The sequence below is a fragment of the Azospirillum sp. A1-3 genome (genome assembly GCF_023806445.1).
Taxonomy (GTDB): domain Bacteria; phylum Pseudomonadota; class Alphaproteobacteria; order Azospirillales; family Azospirillaceae; genus Azospirillum.
The window spans coordinates 653,987-672,213 of sequence record NZ_JAMSLU010000005.1 but is presented as its reverse complement, the minus strand read 5'-3'; the positions used below and the strand labels follow the sequence as shown (position 1 = coordinate 672,213).

The 18,227-nt window shown below is 67.8% G+C and carries 16 protein-coding genes; 9 read left to right on the top strand and 7 right to left on the bottom strand.

The annotated features are described in order from the left end of the window. Positions 1-76 precede the first annotated feature (76 nt). Complete coding sequence (locus tag M5E06_RS27650; RefSeq protein WP_252140989.1) at positions 77-2,800, top strand: HAD-IC family P-type ATPase; 2,724 nt, start codon at positions 77-79, stop codon at positions 2,798-2,800. A 7-nt stretch (positions 2,801-2,807) separates the two neighbouring features. Here M5E06_RS27650 and M5E06_RS27645 read toward each other — a convergent pair whose 3' ends face one another. Then, positions 2,808-4,691: a PHA/PHB synthase family protein gene (locus M5E06_RS27645; protein ID WP_252140988.1), complete on the bottom strand. Its 1,884-nt coding sequence runs from the start codon at positions 4,689-4,691 to the stop codon at positions 2,808-2,810. 236 nt (positions 4,692-4,927) lie between these two features. Between M5E06_RS27645 and M5E06_RS27640 the strand changes: the two genes are divergently transcribed. Beyond that, positions 4,928-5,206 (top strand): hypothetical protein, encoded by a 279-nt coding sequence (locus M5E06_RS27640; protein WP_109156600.1) that lies wholly within the window; start codon positions 4,928-4,930, stop codon positions 5,204-5,206. Positions 5,207-5,325: 119 nt separating this feature from the next. Here M5E06_RS27640 and M5E06_RS27635 read toward each other — a convergent pair whose 3' ends face one another. Both M5E06_RS27635 and M5E06_RS27630 read right to left on the bottom strand, forming a co-directional pair. Continuing rightward, a complete protein-coding gene (locus M5E06_RS27635) occupies positions 5,326-6,153 on the bottom strand; it encodes a trypsin-like peptidase domain-containing protein (protein WP_252140987.1) in 828 nt (275 codons plus the stop codon). A 71-nt stretch (positions 6,154-6,224) separates the two neighbouring features. Further along, the gene (locus M5E06_RS27630; protein ID WP_252140986.1) at positions 6,225-6,686 is read right to left on the bottom strand and encodes a c-type cytochrome; all 462 of its coding nucleotides are present in this window, start codon (positions 6,684-6,686) and stop codon (positions 6,225-6,227) included. Between the two features lie 149 nt (positions 6,687-6,835). Here M5E06_RS27630 and M5E06_RS27625 point away from each other — a divergent pair, with 149 nt between their 5' ends. After that, positions 6,836-7,708: a universal stress protein gene (locus M5E06_RS27625; RefSeq protein WP_252140985.1), complete on the top strand. Its 873-nt coding sequence runs from the start codon at positions 6,836-6,838 to the stop codon at positions 7,706-7,708. A 47-nt stretch (positions 7,709-7,755) separates the two neighbouring features. On the opposite strand, the gene M5E06_RS27620 is transcribed toward M5E06_RS27625, so the two are convergent. Further along, positions 7,756-8,583, bottom strand: coding sequence for a Crp/Fnr family transcriptional regulator (locus M5E06_RS27620; RefSeq protein WP_252140984.1), 828 nt, complete (start codon positions 8,581-8,583; stop codon positions 7,756-7,758). 22 nt (positions 8,584-8,605) lie between these two features. Beyond that, on the bottom strand, positions 8,606-8,992 hold the full coding sequence (locus M5E06_RS27615; protein WP_252140983.1) for a hypothetical protein: 387 nt from the start codon (positions 8,990-8,992) through the stop codon (positions 8,606-8,608). A 383-nt stretch (positions 8,993-9,375) separates the two neighbouring features. On the opposite strand from M5E06_RS27615, the gene M5E06_RS27610 reads away from it, so the two are divergent. After that, positions 9,376-9,822, top strand: coding sequence for a nuclear transport factor 2 family protein (locus M5E06_RS27610; protein ID WP_252140982.1), 447 nt, complete (start codon positions 9,376-9,378; stop codon positions 9,820-9,822). Positions 9,823-9,833: 11 nt separating this feature from the next. Here the strand turns inward: M5E06_RS27610 and M5E06_RS27605 are convergent, their stop codons facing one another. Both M5E06_RS27605 and M5E06_RS27600 read right to left on the bottom strand, forming a co-directional pair. After that, on the bottom strand, positions 9,834-10,364 hold the full coding sequence (locus tag M5E06_RS27605) for a YbaK/EbsC family protein (protein WP_109157580.1): 531 nt from the start codon (positions 10,362-10,364) through the stop codon (positions 9,834-9,836). Between the two features lie 210 nt (positions 10,365-10,574). After that, the gene (locus tag M5E06_RS27600; RefSeq protein ID WP_252140981.1) at positions 10,575-11,603 is read right to left on the bottom strand and encodes a GlxA family transcriptional regulator; all 1,029 of its coding nucleotides are present in this window, start codon (positions 11,601-11,603) and stop codon (positions 10,575-10,577) included. 114 nt (positions 11,604-11,717) lie between these two features. Here M5E06_RS27600 and M5E06_RS27595 point away from each other — a divergent pair, with 114 nt between their 5' ends. Genes M5E06_RS27595 through glyA form a run of 5 tightly spaced genes read left to right on the top strand, consistent with a single transcriptional unit; the run spans position 11,718 to position 18,156 of the window. Beyond that, on the top strand, positions 11,718-12,971 hold the full coding sequence (locus M5E06_RS27595; RefSeq protein ID WP_136701921.1) for a sarcosine oxidase subunit beta family protein: 1,254 nt from the start codon (positions 11,718-11,720) through the stop codon (positions 12,969-12,971). A gap of 10 nt (positions 12,972-12,981) precedes the next feature. Next, a complete protein-coding gene (locus M5E06_RS27590; protein WP_085082214.1) occupies positions 12,982-13,305 on the top strand; it encodes a sarcosine oxidase subunit delta in 324 nt (107 codons plus the stop codon). Beyond that, positions 13,302-16,301, top strand: a complete 3,000-nt coding sequence (locus M5E06_RS27585) for a sarcosine oxidase subunit alpha (RefSeq protein WP_252140980.1) — start codon at positions 13,302-13,304, stop codon at positions 16,299-16,301. Before M5E06_RS27590 ends, M5E06_RS27585 begins: the two co-directional genes overlap by 4 nt. A 10-nt stretch (positions 16,302-16,311) precedes the next feature. After that, positions 16,312-16,866, top strand: coding sequence for a sarcosine oxidase subunit gamma (locus tag M5E06_RS27580; RefSeq protein WP_252140979.1), 555 nt, complete (start codon positions 16,312-16,314; stop codon positions 16,864-16,866). Positions 16,867-16,881: 15 nt separating this feature from the next. Then, complete coding sequence (gene glyA, locus M5E06_RS27575; RefSeq protein ID WP_252140978.1) at positions 16,882-18,156, top strand: serine hydroxymethyltransferase; 1,275 nt, start codon at positions 16,882-16,884, stop codon at positions 18,154-18,156. Positions 18,157-18,227 lie beyond the last annotated feature (71 nt).

The following is an 18,227-nucleotide window of genomic DNA, read 5'->3' as shown; positions in this document are numbered from 1 at the left end:
TAAATGGTCATGTGGATTGGGGACGGCGTTCGCCGCGTGACGCTCCGACGCCAGGATCATCCAGGGGAGACGGGTCATGGCACATCTGGCAGACGCGGGCCGAAGCCCCCCTTCGGCGGCCGACGTCCCGTGGCACGCGCTGGACGCGTCCGCCGTCGCCGGGCAGCTCGACAGTCCGGCCGACGGGCTCAGCAGCATGGAGGCGGCGGCGCGGCTGAGGCGTTTCGGCCCCAACCGCCTGACCCCGCCGAAGCGGCGTCCGGCCTGGCTGCGTTTCCTGGCGCAGTTCCACAATCTGCTGATCTATGTGCTGCTGGCTTCGGGCACAGTGGCGCTGCTGCTGCGCCATTGGACGGATGCCGGTGTGATCTTCGGCGTCGTGCTGATCAACGCGCTGATCGGCTACATCCAGGAGGACAAGGCCGAGCAGGCGCTGGAGGCGATCCGCAACCTGCTGTCGCCCCAGGCGGTTGTGCTGCGCGACGGCCATGCCGTGACCCTGGCGGCCGAGGCGCTGGTGCCGGGCGACCGCGTCTTCCTGGTCTCCGGCGACCGCGTGCCGGCCGATCTGCGGCTCGACCGCACCAAGGGCCTGCTGGTGCAGGAGGCGGCGCTGACCGGCGAATCCGTTCCCACCGTCAAGTCCGCCGCCGCCGTCGCCGCCGATGCGGCGCTGGGCGACCGCAGCGGCATGGCCTATGCCGGCACGATGGTGGTCCAGGGGCAGGGCACCGGCACCGTGGTGGCGACCGGCGACGCGACGGAAGTCGGACGGATCGGTCATCTGCTGGCCTCGGTTTCGTCGGTGGCGACGCCGCTGCTGGTGTCGATGGCGCGGTTCAGCCGCTGGCTGACCGTCGGCATCCTTCTGCTGGCGGCGGTCACCGTCGCCTTCGGCCGGCTGGTCTATGGCGAGCCCTGGCAGGACATGATCCTGACCGCGGTCGGGCTGGCGGTTGCCGCGATTCCGGAAGGGCTGCCGGCGGTGATGACCATCACCATGGCGGTGGGCGTGACCCGCATGGCCCGCCGCAACGCCATCATCCGCCATTTGCCGGCGGTGGAGATGCTGGGGTCCGTCCGCACCATCTGCACCGACAAGACCGGCACCCTGACGCGCAACGAACTGCTGGTGACCGACGTCGTCACCGCCGACGCGACCTATCGGGTCGGCGGTAGCGGCTATGCCCCGGAGGGGGAGATCTGCCGCGACGGCCGGGTGGCCGACCCGTCCGGGGAGCCGCTGCTGCTCGCTCTGGCACGCGCGGCGCTGCTGTGCAACGACGCCGCCCTGCACCGTGATCCGGGCGGCGAGTGGCAGCTGGCCGGCGACCCGACCGACGGCGCGCTGCTGGCGCTGGCGATGAAGGCGGGGCTGGACCCGGCGAGCGAGGCCCGGCGCACCCCGCGTCGCGACGCCCTGCCCTTCGAATCCGAACGCCAGTACATGGCGACCCTGCATCACGATCATGCCGGCCATGGCTTCCTGGTGGTGAAGGGCGCGCCGGAGCGGGTGCTGGCGCTCTGCGAACACGAGAGGCACAGGGAGGGCACCGCACCGCTCGACCGGCGGCGCTGGACCGCACTGACCGCCGAGCTGGCCGGGCAGGGGCAGCGGGTGCTGGCGCTGGCGATGCGCCGCATCTCCATCGACCTGTCCGAACTGAACGCCGAGGATCTGCGGGAGGAGGGGCTGGAGCTGCTTGGCCTCTGCGGCCTGATCGATCCGCCGCGGGAGGAGGCGCTGGTGGCGGTCGCCGCCTGCCGCCAAGCCGGGATCACGGTGAAGATGATCACCGGCGACCATGCCGCCACCGCCGCCGCCATCGGCCGGCGGTTCGGTCTTCCCGATGGCGTCATCAGCGGGCCGGAGCTTGACCGGCTGGACGAGGCCGGATTCGCCGCCGCAGCCCAGGACAACAGCGTCTTCGCCCGCACCACGCCGGAACATAAGCTGCGGCTGATCGCGGCGCTCCAGGCGGCGGGCGACACCGTCGCCATGACCGGCGACGGCGTCAACGACGCCCCGGCGCTGAAGCGGGCCGACATCGGCGTCGCCATGGGCCGCAACGGCACCGAGGCGGCGAAGGAGGTGGCGGCGATGGTGCTGGCCGACGACAATTTCGCCTCCATCGTCCATGCGGTGGAGGAGGGGCGGACCGTCTACGACAATCTGCGCAAGACGATCCTGTTCATGCTGCCGACCAACGGCGCCCAGGCGGTGGTGATCCTGCTGGCGGTGCTGTCGGGCAGCATCCTGCCGATCACGCCGGTGCAGATCCTGTGGGTCAACATGGTGACCGCCGTGACGCTGGGTCTGGCGCTGGCCTTCGAGGCGCCGGAGTCCGGCGTCATGGCCCGTCCGCCGCGCCCGCGCGACGAGCCGATCCTGGTCGGCCGGCTGGTGTGGCGGATGGTGGTGGTGCTGATGCTGCTGGTGGCCGCCAGCTTTGGCTTCTTCCATTACCACCGGATGCAGGGCGACGGGGTGGAGATGGCGCGGACGATCGCCGTCAACGCCCTGGTGGTGGGGGAGATCTTCTTCCTGCTCAGCGCCCGCGGGCTGCGTGGCGATGCGGGGGGCCGGCTGGGGCTGCTGTCCGGGCTGACGGGCAGCCGGCCGGTCTGGCTGTCCATCGCCCTGATGACCGTGCTGCAGCTGGCCTTCACCTATGCGCCGCCCCTGCAGGCCCTGTTCGGCACCGCCGCCGTCGGCGTCACCGCCTGGGTGGCAACGATCGCCGTCGGCGCCGGGCTGTTCGTGCTGATGGAGCTGGAGAAGCGGCTGCCGGCCGGGTGAGCCCGCCTCACCGTTCCAGAACATACTGTCCCGGCGCCGGGCAGAGCGGCCCGAGGCCGCGCTTCGCCGACCCGATCGCGCGCGCCGCCACCGGCTCCGCGTCCGATTGCCGGTCCAGCCAGTCGGCCCAGGGGCGCCACCACGACCCGGTGGCGGCAGGCGTCGATTCCAGCCACAGGTCGGGGTCGACATAGCGGTCGTCGGGTCCGCGCTCGCTCATGCGGTACTGGCGGTCGGGACGGTCGGGGCCGGCGACGATGCCGGCATTGTGGCCGCCGTCGGTCAGCAGGAAGGTGATGGTCGTGTCGCTCTGCAGGTTGATCTTGTAGACCGACCGCCAGGGCGCCACATGGTCGCGCCGCGTCCCGACGGCGAAGATCGGCGCCCGGATGTCGGACAGGGCGACCGGGCGGCCCTCCACCTTGTAGCGTCCTTCCGACAGGTCGTTGCCCAGCAGCAGCTGGTGCATGTATTCCGAATGCATCCGGTAGGGCAATCGCGTTCCATCGGCATTCCAGGCCATCAGGTCGGTCACCTCGGGCCGCCGGCCGCGCAGATATTGCTGGACCATCTGCGACCAGATCAGGTCGTTCGACCGCAGCATCTGGAAGGCGCCGGCCATCTGCGTGGTGTCGAGGTATCCCGCCTCCCACATGATGTCCTCCAGGTAGGCGACCTGGCTTTCGTTGATGAAGAGCATCAGTTCGCCGGCCTCGGTGAAGTCGGTCTGGGCCGCCAGCAGGGTGATCGACTTCAGCCGCCGGTCCCCGTCGCGGGCCATCGCGGCTGCGGCGATCGTCAGCAGCGTGCCGCCCAGGCAATAGCCGCAGGCGTGCACGGGCGGCGGCGGCCCGTCTTCGGTCCCGCAGATCGCGCCGATGGCGTCGAGCGCCGCCATCACGCCCAGCCGGCGGTATTCGTCGAGGCCATAGTCGCGCAGCTCAGGCCCCGGATTGCGCCAGGAGATGGCGAACACCGTGAATCCGCGGCCGACCAGATACCGGATCAGGGAGTTTTCGGGCGACAGATCGAGGATATAGTATTTCATGATCCAGGCCGGCACGATCAGCACCGGTTCGGCATGGACCGAAGCGGTGGATGGCGCGTACTGGATCAGCTCGATCAGTTCATTGCGGAAGACGACGCTGCCCGGCGTCACCGCCACGTCCCGGCCGACCTGGAACGCATCGAAGCCCTTCGCCTGCTGTCCGGTCATCAGGCGCAGGGCGTCCTCCATCCAGTTCGCCATGCCGAAGGCGAAGTTCATTCCGCCGGTGGCGACGACCGTGCGCAGGGTCTCGGGATTGGTGAAGGGGTTGTTGGACGGCGCGGCGACGTCGAGAAGCTGACGGGCGACGAACGGCACGATGCGGGCGTTGGCCTGCGACAGGCCAGGAACGTCGGTGGTCGCGTTGTGCACCCACTGCTGCGCCAGAAGGAAGGACTGGGCATAGAGCGAGTAGGGAAACTGCCGCCAGTCGGGATGGGCGAAGCGGCGGTCGCCCGGCAGCGGTTCGATGCAGGGCGGGGTGTCGCGGTCGATGGCCGCGGCCCCGGCATAGACCATCAGCCGCACCAGCTTGCGCACGGCCTTGTCGGCCAGGACGGCCTGTTTGCCCGGCGCATTGCCCAGATGCATCGCCCAGTCGGCAAAGGCCAGCGTTATCGCCGATGGCGAGATCGACAGGGTGAACCGCCCCTGCCACGCATGCACCAGCCGGTCGATGATCTCGCCGCTGAAAGGCAGATAGGGAAATCCATAGGCCGGGCTGCGCATCGATGGTCCGGGCATCGTCGTTCCGGGCATCTCCGTCGGAGCGGCCACTGCGGGCGTGGCGTCGGATTGGCTGGGGGCAACAAGTCGTTCGGCTTTCAGCTGGGCCATCGGCATGGCTCTTCTCCTTGGCTTGGCAACCGTCTTGGCTACCGTCTTTGAAACGGTCTCACCCATCCCAGCAGCACAGGCGGAGCCCGGCCTTAACGTCGGTTAAGGCCGGCATCGGAAAGCCATGGCTGAATGGCCCCATACTCCCGATACGGTTGCACCGACGCCGTTCGGGGAGGCCGGCAATGGAGTGCGAACCGCCATTGACGAACTTCAAAACCGCTGAAATCGGGAGACGGGCCATGGTCATCACCTTCGAAGACTGCGTCGGCATGAGCGGACTGACGAAGGAGGAGATCGACGCGATCGCCACGCACGAGCATCTGCCGGAGATCGTCGCCTCCGAACTGGGCAGCTATCTGGTCGCGACCGAAGCGGGGCAGGGCGAAATCCGCCGCATGATCGAGGACGACATCGCCGAGGCGAAGGCGCACGGCCAGCATGAACGGGCCGTGCTGCTGAAACTCGTCCTGTGTCATTTCCTGCAGGAACATGTGGCGGCCCGCACCGTCAATCCCTGACGGACCAGGCCGCGCGGGATTCCGGGCGGGGCGCGGCCATTCCTGTCGGGCCACTCCTGTCGGGTCGGCAGTGAAGAGTCGCTGCGTGATCGCATCGCCGACGGCCGGCTTTGTCCGGATCAAGGCCGGGTGACGTTTCGCCGGAGAAGGCGGTCGACGCTGCGGTTCGCCCGGGCGATCGGGATGGCAAAGCCGATGCCGCTGTTGCCGACGGCCGATCCGATCAGACTGTCGTTAACCCCGACCAGCTCGCCCCGGAGAGTTACCAGGGCGCCGCCCGAATTGCCGGGATTGATCGAGGCGTCGGTCTGGATGAAGGAACCGTCGGGCTCGGTCGGATTGCGCGCGCCCAGCCCGCTGACGATCCCCAGCGTCGCGGTTTGGGCGAGGCCGAACGGGTTTCCGATCGCCACCACGAAATCGCCCACGCGCAGATCGTCGGAATTTCCCAGAGGCACCGCCACGAGGTCGCGCGCCTCGACCTGGATCACCGCGATGTCGCCGGCCGCGTCGGTGCCGACGATGCGGCCGGGGAGGCTCCGCGCGTCCTTCAGCGTGACTGCGATCTCGTCCGCCCCGTCGACGAGGTGGCGGGTGGTGAGGATGGTGCCCGTGGGCGCGTCGATGACGATTCCGGACCCTTGGACGAGGAACCGGCCCTCCTCCGGCCGCATGCGCTTGGGCAGGCCGAGCATGGCGCGGAATTCCGGGTCGCGGATCAGGGCCATCTCCTCGGCGGAGAACTGGCCGCTTGCCGCGATGCTGACCACCCCCGGCAGAACGCGCTCCAGCATGGGGGCGAGCGTGGGCATGGCGCTCGGCGGGATGGCATTCGGCGATTCGACCGCCCCGTTCAGGGCGCAGGCGCCGACGCTCGCCAGCACCGCCGATCCGATCGCCGTTCGTCGCACCAGATCGACGATCCGTTTTCCGGCCTGTCGAGACATGCGCTGCGCCCCCGCCTGATATCGCCGGACCTCCCGGCCGGCGCGGGACCCGCACCGGCAAGGCGAATCCGTCATTTGTCCTGTATGGTTTGGATGTAATAGACCAGCTCCAGGATCTTCCCGCGAACGACCTGTTCCGACCCCCAGGGCCAGAAGTCCTGCACCGATTCGGCCCTGAACGCCGACCCCCAGACCGGCATCTCCCGCGGGCCATGCGCCCCGATCCCCTCGCGACCGTCGATCATCCCGTAGAGATATTCAAGCGGGAAGACGCCCTTGTTGCGCTCGCGGATGGTGGTCAGGTTCGACGGTTTCCTGGTGAGGTAGTCGGCATAGGGACCGTCGCCATGACCGGAGCGGCCGTGACACACCGCGCAGTTGGCGAAGTAGGAGGATTGGCCGATCGGCTCGTCGGCCTTTTCCATGGTCTTTTCGGAGCGCGATTGCGCCAAGGCCGGCGAGCACAGCGCAGCAATGCCCGCGGCCGCGACGATCCGGGCGAAGAGCCGCCAGCCGGACAGGGTAGGGTGCATGGTGCCCTCCATCATTGGTGTCCGGACACAATGGCAGGCGGCGGCGCGTGGGGCCTTAACCGGGATTAATGCCGGGCCGATGAGAACGTCCGATCCTGGCTTTGGGACCGTCGGGAACGCCACGGTCCCGTCAGCCGGAGGGATGGACCATGTACCGCAAGATCCTTGTTCCGCTGTCCAACGCGGCCGGCAGCATGGATGCCGCGCTCGACGCCGCAACCTTCATCGGCCGCATCTTCGGTTCCCGTGTCGAGGTGCTTTACGCGCGCCCCAGTCCGGAAAACCTGATCCTGGTGCTTGGAAAGGGCTTTGCCGGCACAATGCTGGAAAACGCGCTGCGGGAGGTCCAGGCGAAGATCGCGCGGGATTGCGAGGCGGCACATGAGCGGATGCGAGGGCATCTCCGCCAAGCCGGCCACTCCCGGGATGAAGCCGCGGCGGCCGGCCGGGTTCCGGAGATGGTCTGGCGCGAGGTCGAAGGACCGGCCGAGAAGACGATCGCGATGGAAGGCCGCTTCGCCGACCTCATCCTGTTCGCCAAGCCCAAGCATGATGGCGTGACCGACAGCGTCTGGCGGTCGATGTTCGATGCCGCCCTGTTCGGAACGGCCCGCCCGGTGATCCTGACTCCCTTCTCGGCCATGCGGCCCATCGGGTCGAGAATCATGATCGCGTGGAACGGGAGCCCGCAGGCAACCAGGGCCATGGTGGCGGCGCTTCCCCTGCTGCGCCATGCGCAGGAGGTTCTCATCGGAACGTTCGGGTTGGGGGACGACATTCACGCCGATACGGAACGGTTGCAGGACTATCTGCTGATGCAGGGGGTCGAGGCCAAGGCCGAACATCTGCCGGCGAGCCTGCGGGAGACCGGCGGCGTCCTGCTCGCCATGGCGGCCCAATTCGGGGCCGATCTGCTCGTCATGGGCGGGCATGGCCGCACCCGCTTGCGGCAGTGGACGTTGGGAAGCACCACGTCCCATGTGGTGGGGCTCGCCACCATACCGGTGCTGATGGTGCATTGAGGCATGGTCGCGCCCGTCCGGCAGATGACGGTTATCGGAATTGGGTGTCATTGAATCTGGGTGGAGGCGTTGCGCCAGACGCCCTCGCGCCAGCGGTCCGGCTGCAGTGTCGGAGACGGGAGGACCGCGGAGGAGGGCGCCGGCGTCTCGGTCATCTCCGCCAGATCGGCCAAGCGCGGCCAGTCCATGACGCGCAGTCGCCCCTTGGTGAACGACAGCAGTCCGGCAGCCCGCATCTCCTTCAAGGTCCGGCAGACATGAACCGAAGTCAGGCCGGTCGCGTCGGCGATCACCGTCTGGCTGATCGGGAGCGCGAACTCATCCACACGGGCGTCATCCACACGGGCGTCATCCACACAGGCGCCGGTCTCCCGGTTCTGGCGTTGGCACAGCGCGACGAGCAGGCGGGCGATCCGCTCGGTCGCGGTGCAGGTGCCGAGCCCGCCCAGCAGACGCCAATCCGAAATCGTCTCCGCCGCCAGAAGCGACCACATCCGCAACGTCAGTTCCGGTGCGGTCTGGCAGAACCGCATCAACGACTGGCGCGGGATCGGGCAGGCGATGAGATCGGTCAGCGCCTCCACCGTGCAGGGCATGCAGCCGTCGGCGGTCGTCTCGAACCCGACCATGCTTCCGGGCATGGCGAAGCGAAGCACCTGGCGGCGCCCGTTCTCGTGGAAGACGGACACCGCCGCCCAGCCGCGGCGAATGATGAACACCATCTCGCTGCCATCCCCTTCGGCGAAGACGCAGCCGCCCGCAGGCACATGCCAGAGCGGGTGCTTGATGGTGCCGAGCGCCTGGAGCTGCGCGTCGGAGGCGCTTGCGCATAGCCCGTCGCGTCGAACCGGGCAGGATTGGCATTCGGGCCGCATGGGACGCCTTTCTCGCATGTACCTAATGTCTCGGCTCGCTCGGGTTTGCCGGGTGCAGCTGGGGGAGCAGTTCGGCCTGCGCCAGCGAGTCGATCAGGGCTGAAACGATGATGTGGCTGCCGATGGGACCTTCGGCCGCTTCCTGGGCCGCATCCAGGTGTCCGTCGAGGCGACAGGCCACGGTCAGCTTGACGGCGACGCCGAGCGGCGTTTGGGCGGGGGTGCTGATGAGCGAGCGCAGCAGCCATTTCCGCCGGGCGGTTTCCCCGTCTTCGGATTCCCGGTAGCGTTCGTGCAGCAGCAGGAGAGCGTGATCGCTATGCGAACCGGTTGCAAGTGCTGCGACAGCAAACTTCAAGAGCTCCGCGTAGAGCGCTTCGTTGTTCGAAAAGCCATGCGATGACGACATGGTCGTCTCCACAGAACTGTCACGGAGTGGCTTCACAGAGTGACGGGGGCGATGAGGCAATCCACTTGGAAGCCGAAATCTGCACCCCTGCAGATGTGCACGATTTGACATGGATCAAGCTTGCGGAAACCCATACCAAAGAGCCGGCGGCCTACTCAAAACGACAGGGTTTTGAAAAACCGGCGCGGAATTTCGGGGTTCCGGAGCAACCGTCCGGCCGTCGCCGTCAGGTCGTCGGTTGTGTACGGACGGACGGGCGCGGGCATCCTTCGGGGCACGCCGACTGCCGTGCTTGTCCGGGAGAAAAGGTGGCGTAGGATCCGCTCCCGGTCTCCTGACACGGCGCCATAGGGCGCCGGGCAGGGCAGGGCAGGGAGGACATCATGGCGCAACCGGATCTGGCGTGGCTGCGGACCCTTTACGAGCGTTATAGCTCCGGCGAGGTCCAGGCGGTGTTCGATTACCTCTCGCCCGATGTGGAATGGGTTTCCAACCGGGTGTCGCCCGTCTTCGCTCCCATTTCCGGGACCTTCCGGGGAGAGGCGGGAGTCCGCCGCTATTTCGACGGGCTGATCCGGGACTGGAGCATCGATCGTCACGACATGTTGGACTTCACGGTCGAAGGCGACGACGTCCGGGTGAGGAATCTGGTCGGCGCCACCTACCGCAAGACCGGCAAGCGGATCGAGACGGTGACCCACCACCATTTGCGTGTGAAGGACGGCCGCATCGAACGCTTCGAAGAAAAGTTCGACGATGCCGTCGTCGCCTTGGGATGCGAAGCCGAGTGCGGCGGGGACGCGGGGGCCGCCGCCAAGCTTCCGGGCTGAAGCCGGAGGGCTCAGGCGAGATCGACGAGCGTTGGTTCGTATCCGAGCCGGGCGAGGAAAGCCGACAGGTCGTTGGGATGCATCGACAGCGTCGCGCGGTTCGTCATCGGGTGGAAATTGACGGTGTCGCCGGCGAGAACGCGGCGTTCCAGCACCAGACGGACGCGGCGCTCCTTGTCCGCCACCAGGGCCAGCGGGCTGACGCCGCCCGGCTCGATCGACAGCACCTGCTCCAGCGTGACCGGGGAGGCGAAGGACAGCTTGGCCGAGCCGATGACCGGCGCCAGTTCCTTCATGTTCACCGACTGATCGTGCGGCAGCACGACCAGCCACAGAACGCCCTTGGCATCCTTCAGAAGCAGGTTCTTGGTGTGCACGCCGGGAACGCTGCGCCAGTGTTCCTCGGCGTCGGCGACGGTCCGCACCGGTGGATGGGCGTGCAGGCGCATCGGCGTCGACGCGAGGGCGAGTTCCCGGCACAGCTCTTCGGGAATGCCGGCTTCACGCCAGTGCAGTTGCATGGTGTCGCTGTCGTCAAGCATTTGGCCCATCCTTGTCTGTCCGGCAAATCCGGAACGCGGTTCTTGCCGCAGTGAGGGTCGGGGTCGTGGCGGATGTTCTGCGCTCAGATGTTCTGCGCTCACGAGCGTTTCGTCGATCCCAGCATGGCAAAGGGATCCACCCGCCGATTGTACGGATGCGTCACCGGCATTGCATGAAACGGCCGTATGGCTTGGCCGGAGGGGAGAGCCTCAGCCCTTGCGGAAGACGGACGGGGTCATGCCGCGGCGTTCCTTGAAGGCGCGGACGAAGTGCGAGGAATCGCAAAATCCGACGGCGGCGGCGATCTCCGTCACCGACTGTTCGGTGTTGCGCAGCAGGAACTCCGCATGCTCCAGCCGCATGATCCGGTAGGCCTCGGTCGGCGTCATGCCCAGCGCGTTCTGGAAATGCCGCTCCATCTGGCGCCGGGCAGCCCCCAGCCGGCGCGCCATCTCCGCCACCGACAAGGGCACGTCGATGTTCTGCTGCATCAGCAGCAGCGCCTTCCGCACCACCTCGTCATTGGTGGAGAAGTCGAGCGGGATGCCGGGCTGCGGCTTTTCCCCGCGCAGCGCGTCGTCGATGATCATGATGTGCAGGCTTTTGCGCGCCTGGGCGCGGCCGACATGCTTTTCGACCAGATAGGCGGCGAGATGGGCCGAGCTGGTCCCGCCCGAGCAGGTCAGCCGGTCGCGGTCGACGATGAAGATCTGGTCGGACACCGGCGTGATGCCGTCGAACTGCTCCAGGAAATCGGCGTGATGGAACCAGCTGATGCAGCAGCGGTAGCCGTCCATCAGCCCGGCCCGCTGCAAAATGAAGGCGCCGGTGCAGACGCCGACCAGCGGGATCTTCGCTGCCGCCGCCTGGCGCAGATAGCGGATGTAGTCGGGGCTGAGGTTGGAAATCTCGTCGATCAGTCCGCCGACCACGACGATGTAGTCGAACTTGGCCGGGTCGCCCAGCCGCTCCGTCGGTTGGACCAGCATGCCGCAGCTGGACGCCACCGGCCGCATCTGGTCCGACAGCACGGCCCACTCGCACAGGATCGGCCGGCTGCGGTCGCCCTCGTCGGCGGCGAGCCTCAGCACGTCGACGAAATTCGCGAAGGCGCACAGCGTGAAGCGGTGGGCGAGGATGAAACCGACGGACAGGCGCGGGGCCGCCGGGCGGTCCGGAAACCGGCCGGTCCTGGAGGCGTTCGTCCCGATGCTGCCTGCCCTGATGCTGTTCGTCATGTGACCTCCGGCGGACGCAGCGTCGCATGGGTGACATTAAACTGACGCATCCGTTCTGTCCAACAAAGGATCGGTTCCCGATACTGTCAGCTCGTTGAACTTCGCGGTGCTGCCATGACCCGCTTCTCATTCTCCTCGCTATTGACGAACGCGCTGACCGGCAACAAGAACTGGCAGCCTCAATGGCCCGACGCGGAGCCGAAATCCGAATATGACGTCGTGATCGTCGGCGCGGGCGGGCATGGTCTGGGTGCGGCCTATTACCTCGCCAAGGAACACGGCATCACCAATGTCGCGGTGGTGGAGAAGGGCTGGCTCGGCGGCGGCAACACCGGCCGCAACACCACCATCATCCGCTCCAATTACCTGTACGACGAGAGCGCCCGGCTCTACGAGCATGCGATGAAGCTGTGGGAAGGGCTGAGCCAGGAGCTGAACTACAACGTCATGTTCTCGCAGCGCGGCGTGATGATGCTGGCGCACACGGTCCATGACATCCAGAGCTTCAAGCGCCACATCCACTCCAACCGCCTCAACGGCATCGACAACGAGTGGCTGACGCCGGAGCAGGCCAAGGAATACTGCCCGCCGCTGAACATCGCCGCCAACGCCCGCTATCCGGTGATGGGCGCGGCGCTGCAGCGGCGCGGCGGCACCGCCCGCCACGATGCGGTCGCCTGGGGCTATGCGCGGGGAGCGTCGGCGCGCGGGGTCGACATCATCCAGAACTGCCCGGTGACCGCGATCCGCCGCGACGCTTCCGGCCGAGTCACCGGCGTGGAGACAGCGCGCGGCTTCATCAAGGCCAAGAAGGTCGCGGTGTCGGCCGCCGGCAATACCTCTGTGGTGATGGACACCGCCGGCGTCCGGCTGCCGCTGGAAAGCTATCCGCTGCAGGCGCTGGTGTCGGAGCCGGTCAAGCCGGCCTTCCCCTGCGTGGTGATGTCCAACACCGTGCATGCCTATATCAGCCAGTCCGACAAGGGCGAGCTGGTGATCGGGTCGGGCACCGACCAGTACACCTCCTACAGCCAGCGCGGCGGTCTGCCGCTGATCGAGCACACCGTCGCCGCGATCTGCGAGGTGTTCCCGATCTTCAACCGCATGCGCATGCTGCGCAAATGGGGCGGCATCGTCGACGTGACGCCCGATCGCTCGCCGATCATCGGCAAGACGCCGGTTCCGGGTCTGTACGTCAACTGCGGCTGGGGAACCGGCGGCTTCAAGGCGACGCCGGGGTCGGCGAACGTCTTCGCCCACACCATCGCCCGTGACGAGCCGCACCCGATCAACGCGCCCTTCACGCTGGAACGCTTCAAGACCGGCCGGCTGATCGACGAGGCCGCCGCCGCCGCCGTCGCGCATTGAGGAAACGACCATGCTGCTCATCCGCTGCCCATATTGCGAAGCCGAGCGCCCGGAGCTGGAGTTCACCTATGCCGGCGAGGCGCACATCGCGCGACCGGCGGACCCGTCCGCCCTGTCCGACGACGAATGGCGCGACTTCCTGTTCATCCGCACCAACCCGCGCGGCCGGCATTTCGAACGCTGGCGCCACATGCACGGCTGCGGCCGCTTCTTCAACGCGGTGCGCGACACCGTGACCGACAAATTCGCCATGACCTACAAGGCGGGGGCTCCGCGTCCGAGCGACGAGGAGATCGCGCTGGCCGCCTCCAGCGTCAAGGAAGCACGTCCATGAGCAATTTCCGCATTGCAGGCAAGGGCAGGGTCAACCGCAACCGTCAGGTCCGCTTCACCTTCGACGGCGTCGACTATCCCGGCTGCGAGGGCGATACCCTGGCGTCCGCGCTTCTGGCCAACGGCGTCCATCTCGTCGGGCGGTCCTTCAAGTACCACCGGCCGCGCGGCTTCCTGACCGCCGGGTCGGAGGAGCCGAACGCGCTGGTCGGGACCGACCGCGGCAACGGCCGGTTCGAGCCGAACACGCGGGCGACCGTGCTGGAGGTCTTCGAAGGGCTGAAGGCCGAAAGCCAGAACCGCTGGCCGTCGCTGACCCGCGACATCGGCGCGGTGAACGACGCGCTCTACATGCTGTTCTCGGCCGGCTTCTACTACAAGACCTTCATGTGGCCGAAGAGCTTCTGGGACAAGGTCTACGAGCCGTTCATCCGCAGCGCCGCCGGCCTGGGCAAGGCGCCGACCGCCCCCGATCCCGACACCTATGCCAGCCGTTTCGCCCATTGCGACGTGCTGGTCGTCGGTGGCGGCGCCGCCGGTCTGGCCGCCGCGCTGGAAGCCGGGCGCAGCGGCGCCTCGGTCATCCTGTGCGACGAGCAGTCGGAGCTTGGCGGCTCGCTGCTGTCGGAGCCGGCCGCCGAGATCAACGGTCAACTGGCCTGGGATTGGCTGGAGGACACCAACGCGGCGCTGGCGGCGATGCCGAACGTCACCGTGCTGCCGCGCACCACTGCCATCGGCTATTACCACCAGAATTTCGTCGGCCTGTGCCAGCGGCTGACCGACCATCTCGCCATCGTGCCGGAAGGCGCGCCGCGCGAACGGATGTGGAAGGTGCGGGCCAAGCAGGTCGTGCTGGCCCAAGGCGCCATCGAAAAGCCGCTGGTGTTCGCCGGCAACGACCGGCCAGGCGTGATGCTGGCCGGTGCCGCGCGCACCTACCTGAACCGCTATGGCGTCAAGGTCGGCAACCGGGTCGTCGTCGTCACCACCCATGACAGCGCCTGGCATGCCGCCTTCGACCTGGCCAAGGCGGGGGTCGAGGTCGCGGCCATCGTCGATGTCCGCGGGACCGTGCCGACCCAGCTGGTTGCCGCCGCCGACGCGCTGCGCATCAGGACGCTGATCGGCTGGACCGTCACCGGGACCAAGGGCCGGCTGCGCGTCTCGTCGGTGCGGGTCAATCCCGTCACCGGCGACGGCAAGGTCGGCGGGGCGGAGACCATCGCCTGCGACGCCCTGCTGATGTCCGGCGGCTGGACCCCCAGCGTCCATCTGTTCTCGCACACCCAGGGTTCGCTGACCTGGAACGAGGACGGCCAGATGTTCCTGCCCGGCCGCGGCAAGGAGGAGTGCCGTCTGGCCGGCGCCGGCAAGGGCCGTTTCGGGCTGAAGTCCGCCTTCGAGGATGGCGCCGCCGCCGGTGCCGCCGCCGCGTCGGATGCCGGGTTCGGCGTTGAGCCGGCGACCTACCATGTCGAGGGCGAGCTGTCCTTCACCGGGGTGACCGGCCGCGAGCTGCCGACCGACCGCGATCCGGGCCATGCCAAGGCCTTCGTCGATTTCCAGAACGACGTGATGGCCAAGGACATCCGGCTGGCTGTGCGCGAAGGCTTCAAGTCGATCGAGCACATCAAGCGCTACACCACCACCGGCATGGCGACGGACCAGGGCAAGACGTCCAACATCAACGGTCTGGCGGTCGCGTCCGATGCACTGAAGCGGCCGATCCCGGCGGTGGGCCTCACCACCTTCCGTCCGCCCTACACGCCGACCAGCTTCGGCACCTTCGCCGGCTACAACAAGGGCGCGCTGTTCGAGGTGACGCGCAAGACGCCGATCGACGGCTGGGCCGAGGAGAACGGCGCGGTGTTCGAGCCGGTGTCGCTGTGGCGCCGCGCCTGGTACTTCCCGCAGGTTGGCGAGGACATGCATGCGGCGGTGGCGCGCGAATGCAAGGCGGTGCGCTCGTCGCTCGGCATCTTCGACGCCTCCACCCTCGGCAAGATCGAGATCGTCGGTCCCGATGCCGCCGAGTTCATGAACCGCATGTACACCAATGCCTGGACCAAGCTGGCGCCCGGACGCTGCCGCTACGGCCTGCTGCTGGGCGAGGACGGCTTCATCCGCGACGACGGCGTGATCGGGCGTCTGGCCCATGACCGCTTCCACGTCACCACCACCACCGGCGGTGCGGCGCGCGTGCTGAACATGATGGAGGATTACCGGCAGACCGAGTGGCCGGACCTGAAGGTCTGGCTGACCTCGACCACAGAGCAGTGGTCGGTGATCGCGCTGCAAGGTCCGAACGCCCGCAAGCTGATCGAGCCGTTCGTCGAGGGCATCGACCTGTCGGAAGGCGCCTTCCCGCACATGGCGGTGGCGACCGGCAAGATTTGCGGCGTGCCGACGCGGCTGTTCCGCGTCTCCTTCACCGGCGAACTCGGCTTCGAGATCAACGTGCCGGCCCGCTATGGCCGCGCGGTGTGGGAGAGGCTGTTCGAGGCCGGGCAGCGCTTCGGCATCACCCCCTACGGCACCGAGACGATGCACGTCCTGCGCGCCGAGAAGGGCTATATCATCGTCGGGCAGGACACGGACGGCACTCTGACGCCGGACGATGCCGGCCTGTCCTGGGCGGTCGGCAAGACCAAGCCGGACTTCGTCGGCAAGCGATCGCTGTCGCGGCCGGACATGCTGGCGAAGGACCGCAAGCAGCTTGTCGGCCTGCTGACCGCCGATCCGAAGACCGTGCTGGAGGAGGGGGCGCAGATCGTCCTCGACCCCAACCAGCCGGTGCCGATGGAGATGGTCGGCCACGTGACCTCGTCCTACTGGAGCGCCGAGCTGGGGCGGTCCATCGCCCTGGCGGTGATCCAGGGCGGCCGGTCCCTGCAGGGCCAGACCGTGCATGTGCCGATGCCGGACAAGGTCCATTCGGCGACCATCACCGGCATGGTGTTCGTCGATCCCGAGAACAAGCGTCTCAGCGCATAGGAGGCCTACCGTGCTTCTGGCCAATCACCCGTTGCTGGGCAAGACGATCGCCGGCGACAGAACCAGCAGACTGACCATCCGCGCGGCCGAGGACGTCGCCCGCTTCAGCCTGCGCATCGATCCGGCATCCGCGCAGTCGGCCGGGGCCGCCTTCGGCACGCCGCTTCCCACCCGCATCGGCGGGATGGTGGAGAATGGCGGACGGACCGCGCTCCAGCTCGGCCCCGACGAGTGGGTGCTGCTGGCGCCGGTCGCCGAGAGCGACGCCATCGCCGAGGCCTTCGCCGCCCTTCAGGAGCCGCACAGCCTGGTCGACATCGGCCATCGCGAGGTCGGCATCCTGGTGGAAGGAGAGGCGGCGGCGCTCGCCCTGCGCGCGGCCATCGCCTTCGACGTCGAGGCGATGCCGGTCGGCAGCGGCTGCCGCACCATCTTCGACAAGGCGCAGATCGTCCTGATCCGCGAGGACAAGAACCGCTTCCGGATCGAGGTCTGGCGCTCCTTCGCCGACCATGTCTGGGGACTGCTGCAAGCCGTCAGCCGCGAAATCGCGCTCGGCATCTGATCGGGAGAAACGCACATGAACCGTCATCAGTCACTGCCGAAGCCCGATCTCACCGATACCGCGATCGCGGCGGCCATCGATCGCGAACTGAACCGCCAGAAGTACGAGATCGAGCTGATCGCCTCGGAAAACATCGTCTCGGCGGACGTGCTGGCCGCGCAGGGGTCGATCCTCACCAACAAATATGCCGAAGGCTATCCGGGCCGCCGCTATTACGGCGGCTGCCAGTTCGTGGACGAGGTGGAGACCATCGCCATCGACCGCGCCAAGAGGCTGTTCGGCGCCGGCTTCGTCAATGTCCAGCCGCATTCGGGCGCCCAGGCCAATCAGGCCGTGTTCCTGGCGCTGCTGCAGCCGGGCGACCGGGTGATGGGCATGTCGCTGGCCCATGGCGGCCACCTGACCCATGGTTCGCCCGTGACGATGTCGGGCAAGTGGTTCGACATCGTCAGCTATGAGGTGCGCGAGACCGATCAGCGGATCGATTACGAAGCACTGCGGGCCAAGGCGCTGGAGACCAAGCCGAAGCTGATCGTCGCCGGCGCGTCGGCCTATCCGCGGGTGATCGACTTCGCCGAGTTCCGCCGCATCGCCGACGAGATCGGCGCCTATCTGATGGTGGACATGGCCCATTACGCCGGGCTGGTCGCCACCGGCCATTATCCGGACCCGCTGCCGCATGCCCATGTGGTGACCACCACCACGCACAAGACCCTGAGGGGCCCTCGCGGCGGCATGATCCTGACCAACGACGAGGCGCTGGCGAAGAAGTTCAATTCGGCGGTGTTCCCGGGCAACCAGGGCGGCCCGCTGATGCATGTCATCGCCGCCAAGGCGGTCGCCTTCGGCGAGGCGCTGACCCCGGAGTTCAAGGCCTATGCCGGGCAGGTGGTGGCCAATGCCAGGGTGCTGTCCGACACGCTGGTGAAGGGCGGGCTCGATATCGTCTCCGGCGGCACCGACTGCCACATGGTGCTGGTCGATCTGCGGCCGAAGGGCGTCAAGGGCCGCGACGCCGAGCGCGCGCTGGAGCGTGCCGGGCTGACCTGCAACAAGAACGCCATCCCGTTCGACCCGGAAAAGCCGGCGGTGACCTCCGGCATCCGGCTCGGCACCGCGGCGGGCACCACCCGCGGCTTCGGCGAGGAGGAGTTCGCCCGCATCGGCGAACTGATCCTGACCGTCGTCGACGCCCTGGCCGAAGCCGGCCCGGACGGCAACGCCGAGGTCGAGAAGCGGGTGCATGGCGTGGTTCGGGAACTGTGCGAGCGCTTCCCGATCTATAGCTGACGACGCCTTAGGCGTCGGGCGCCTGACGCCGCCGTTGCACCGGAGGCGGCCGCTCGCCGGCCGCCTTTCCC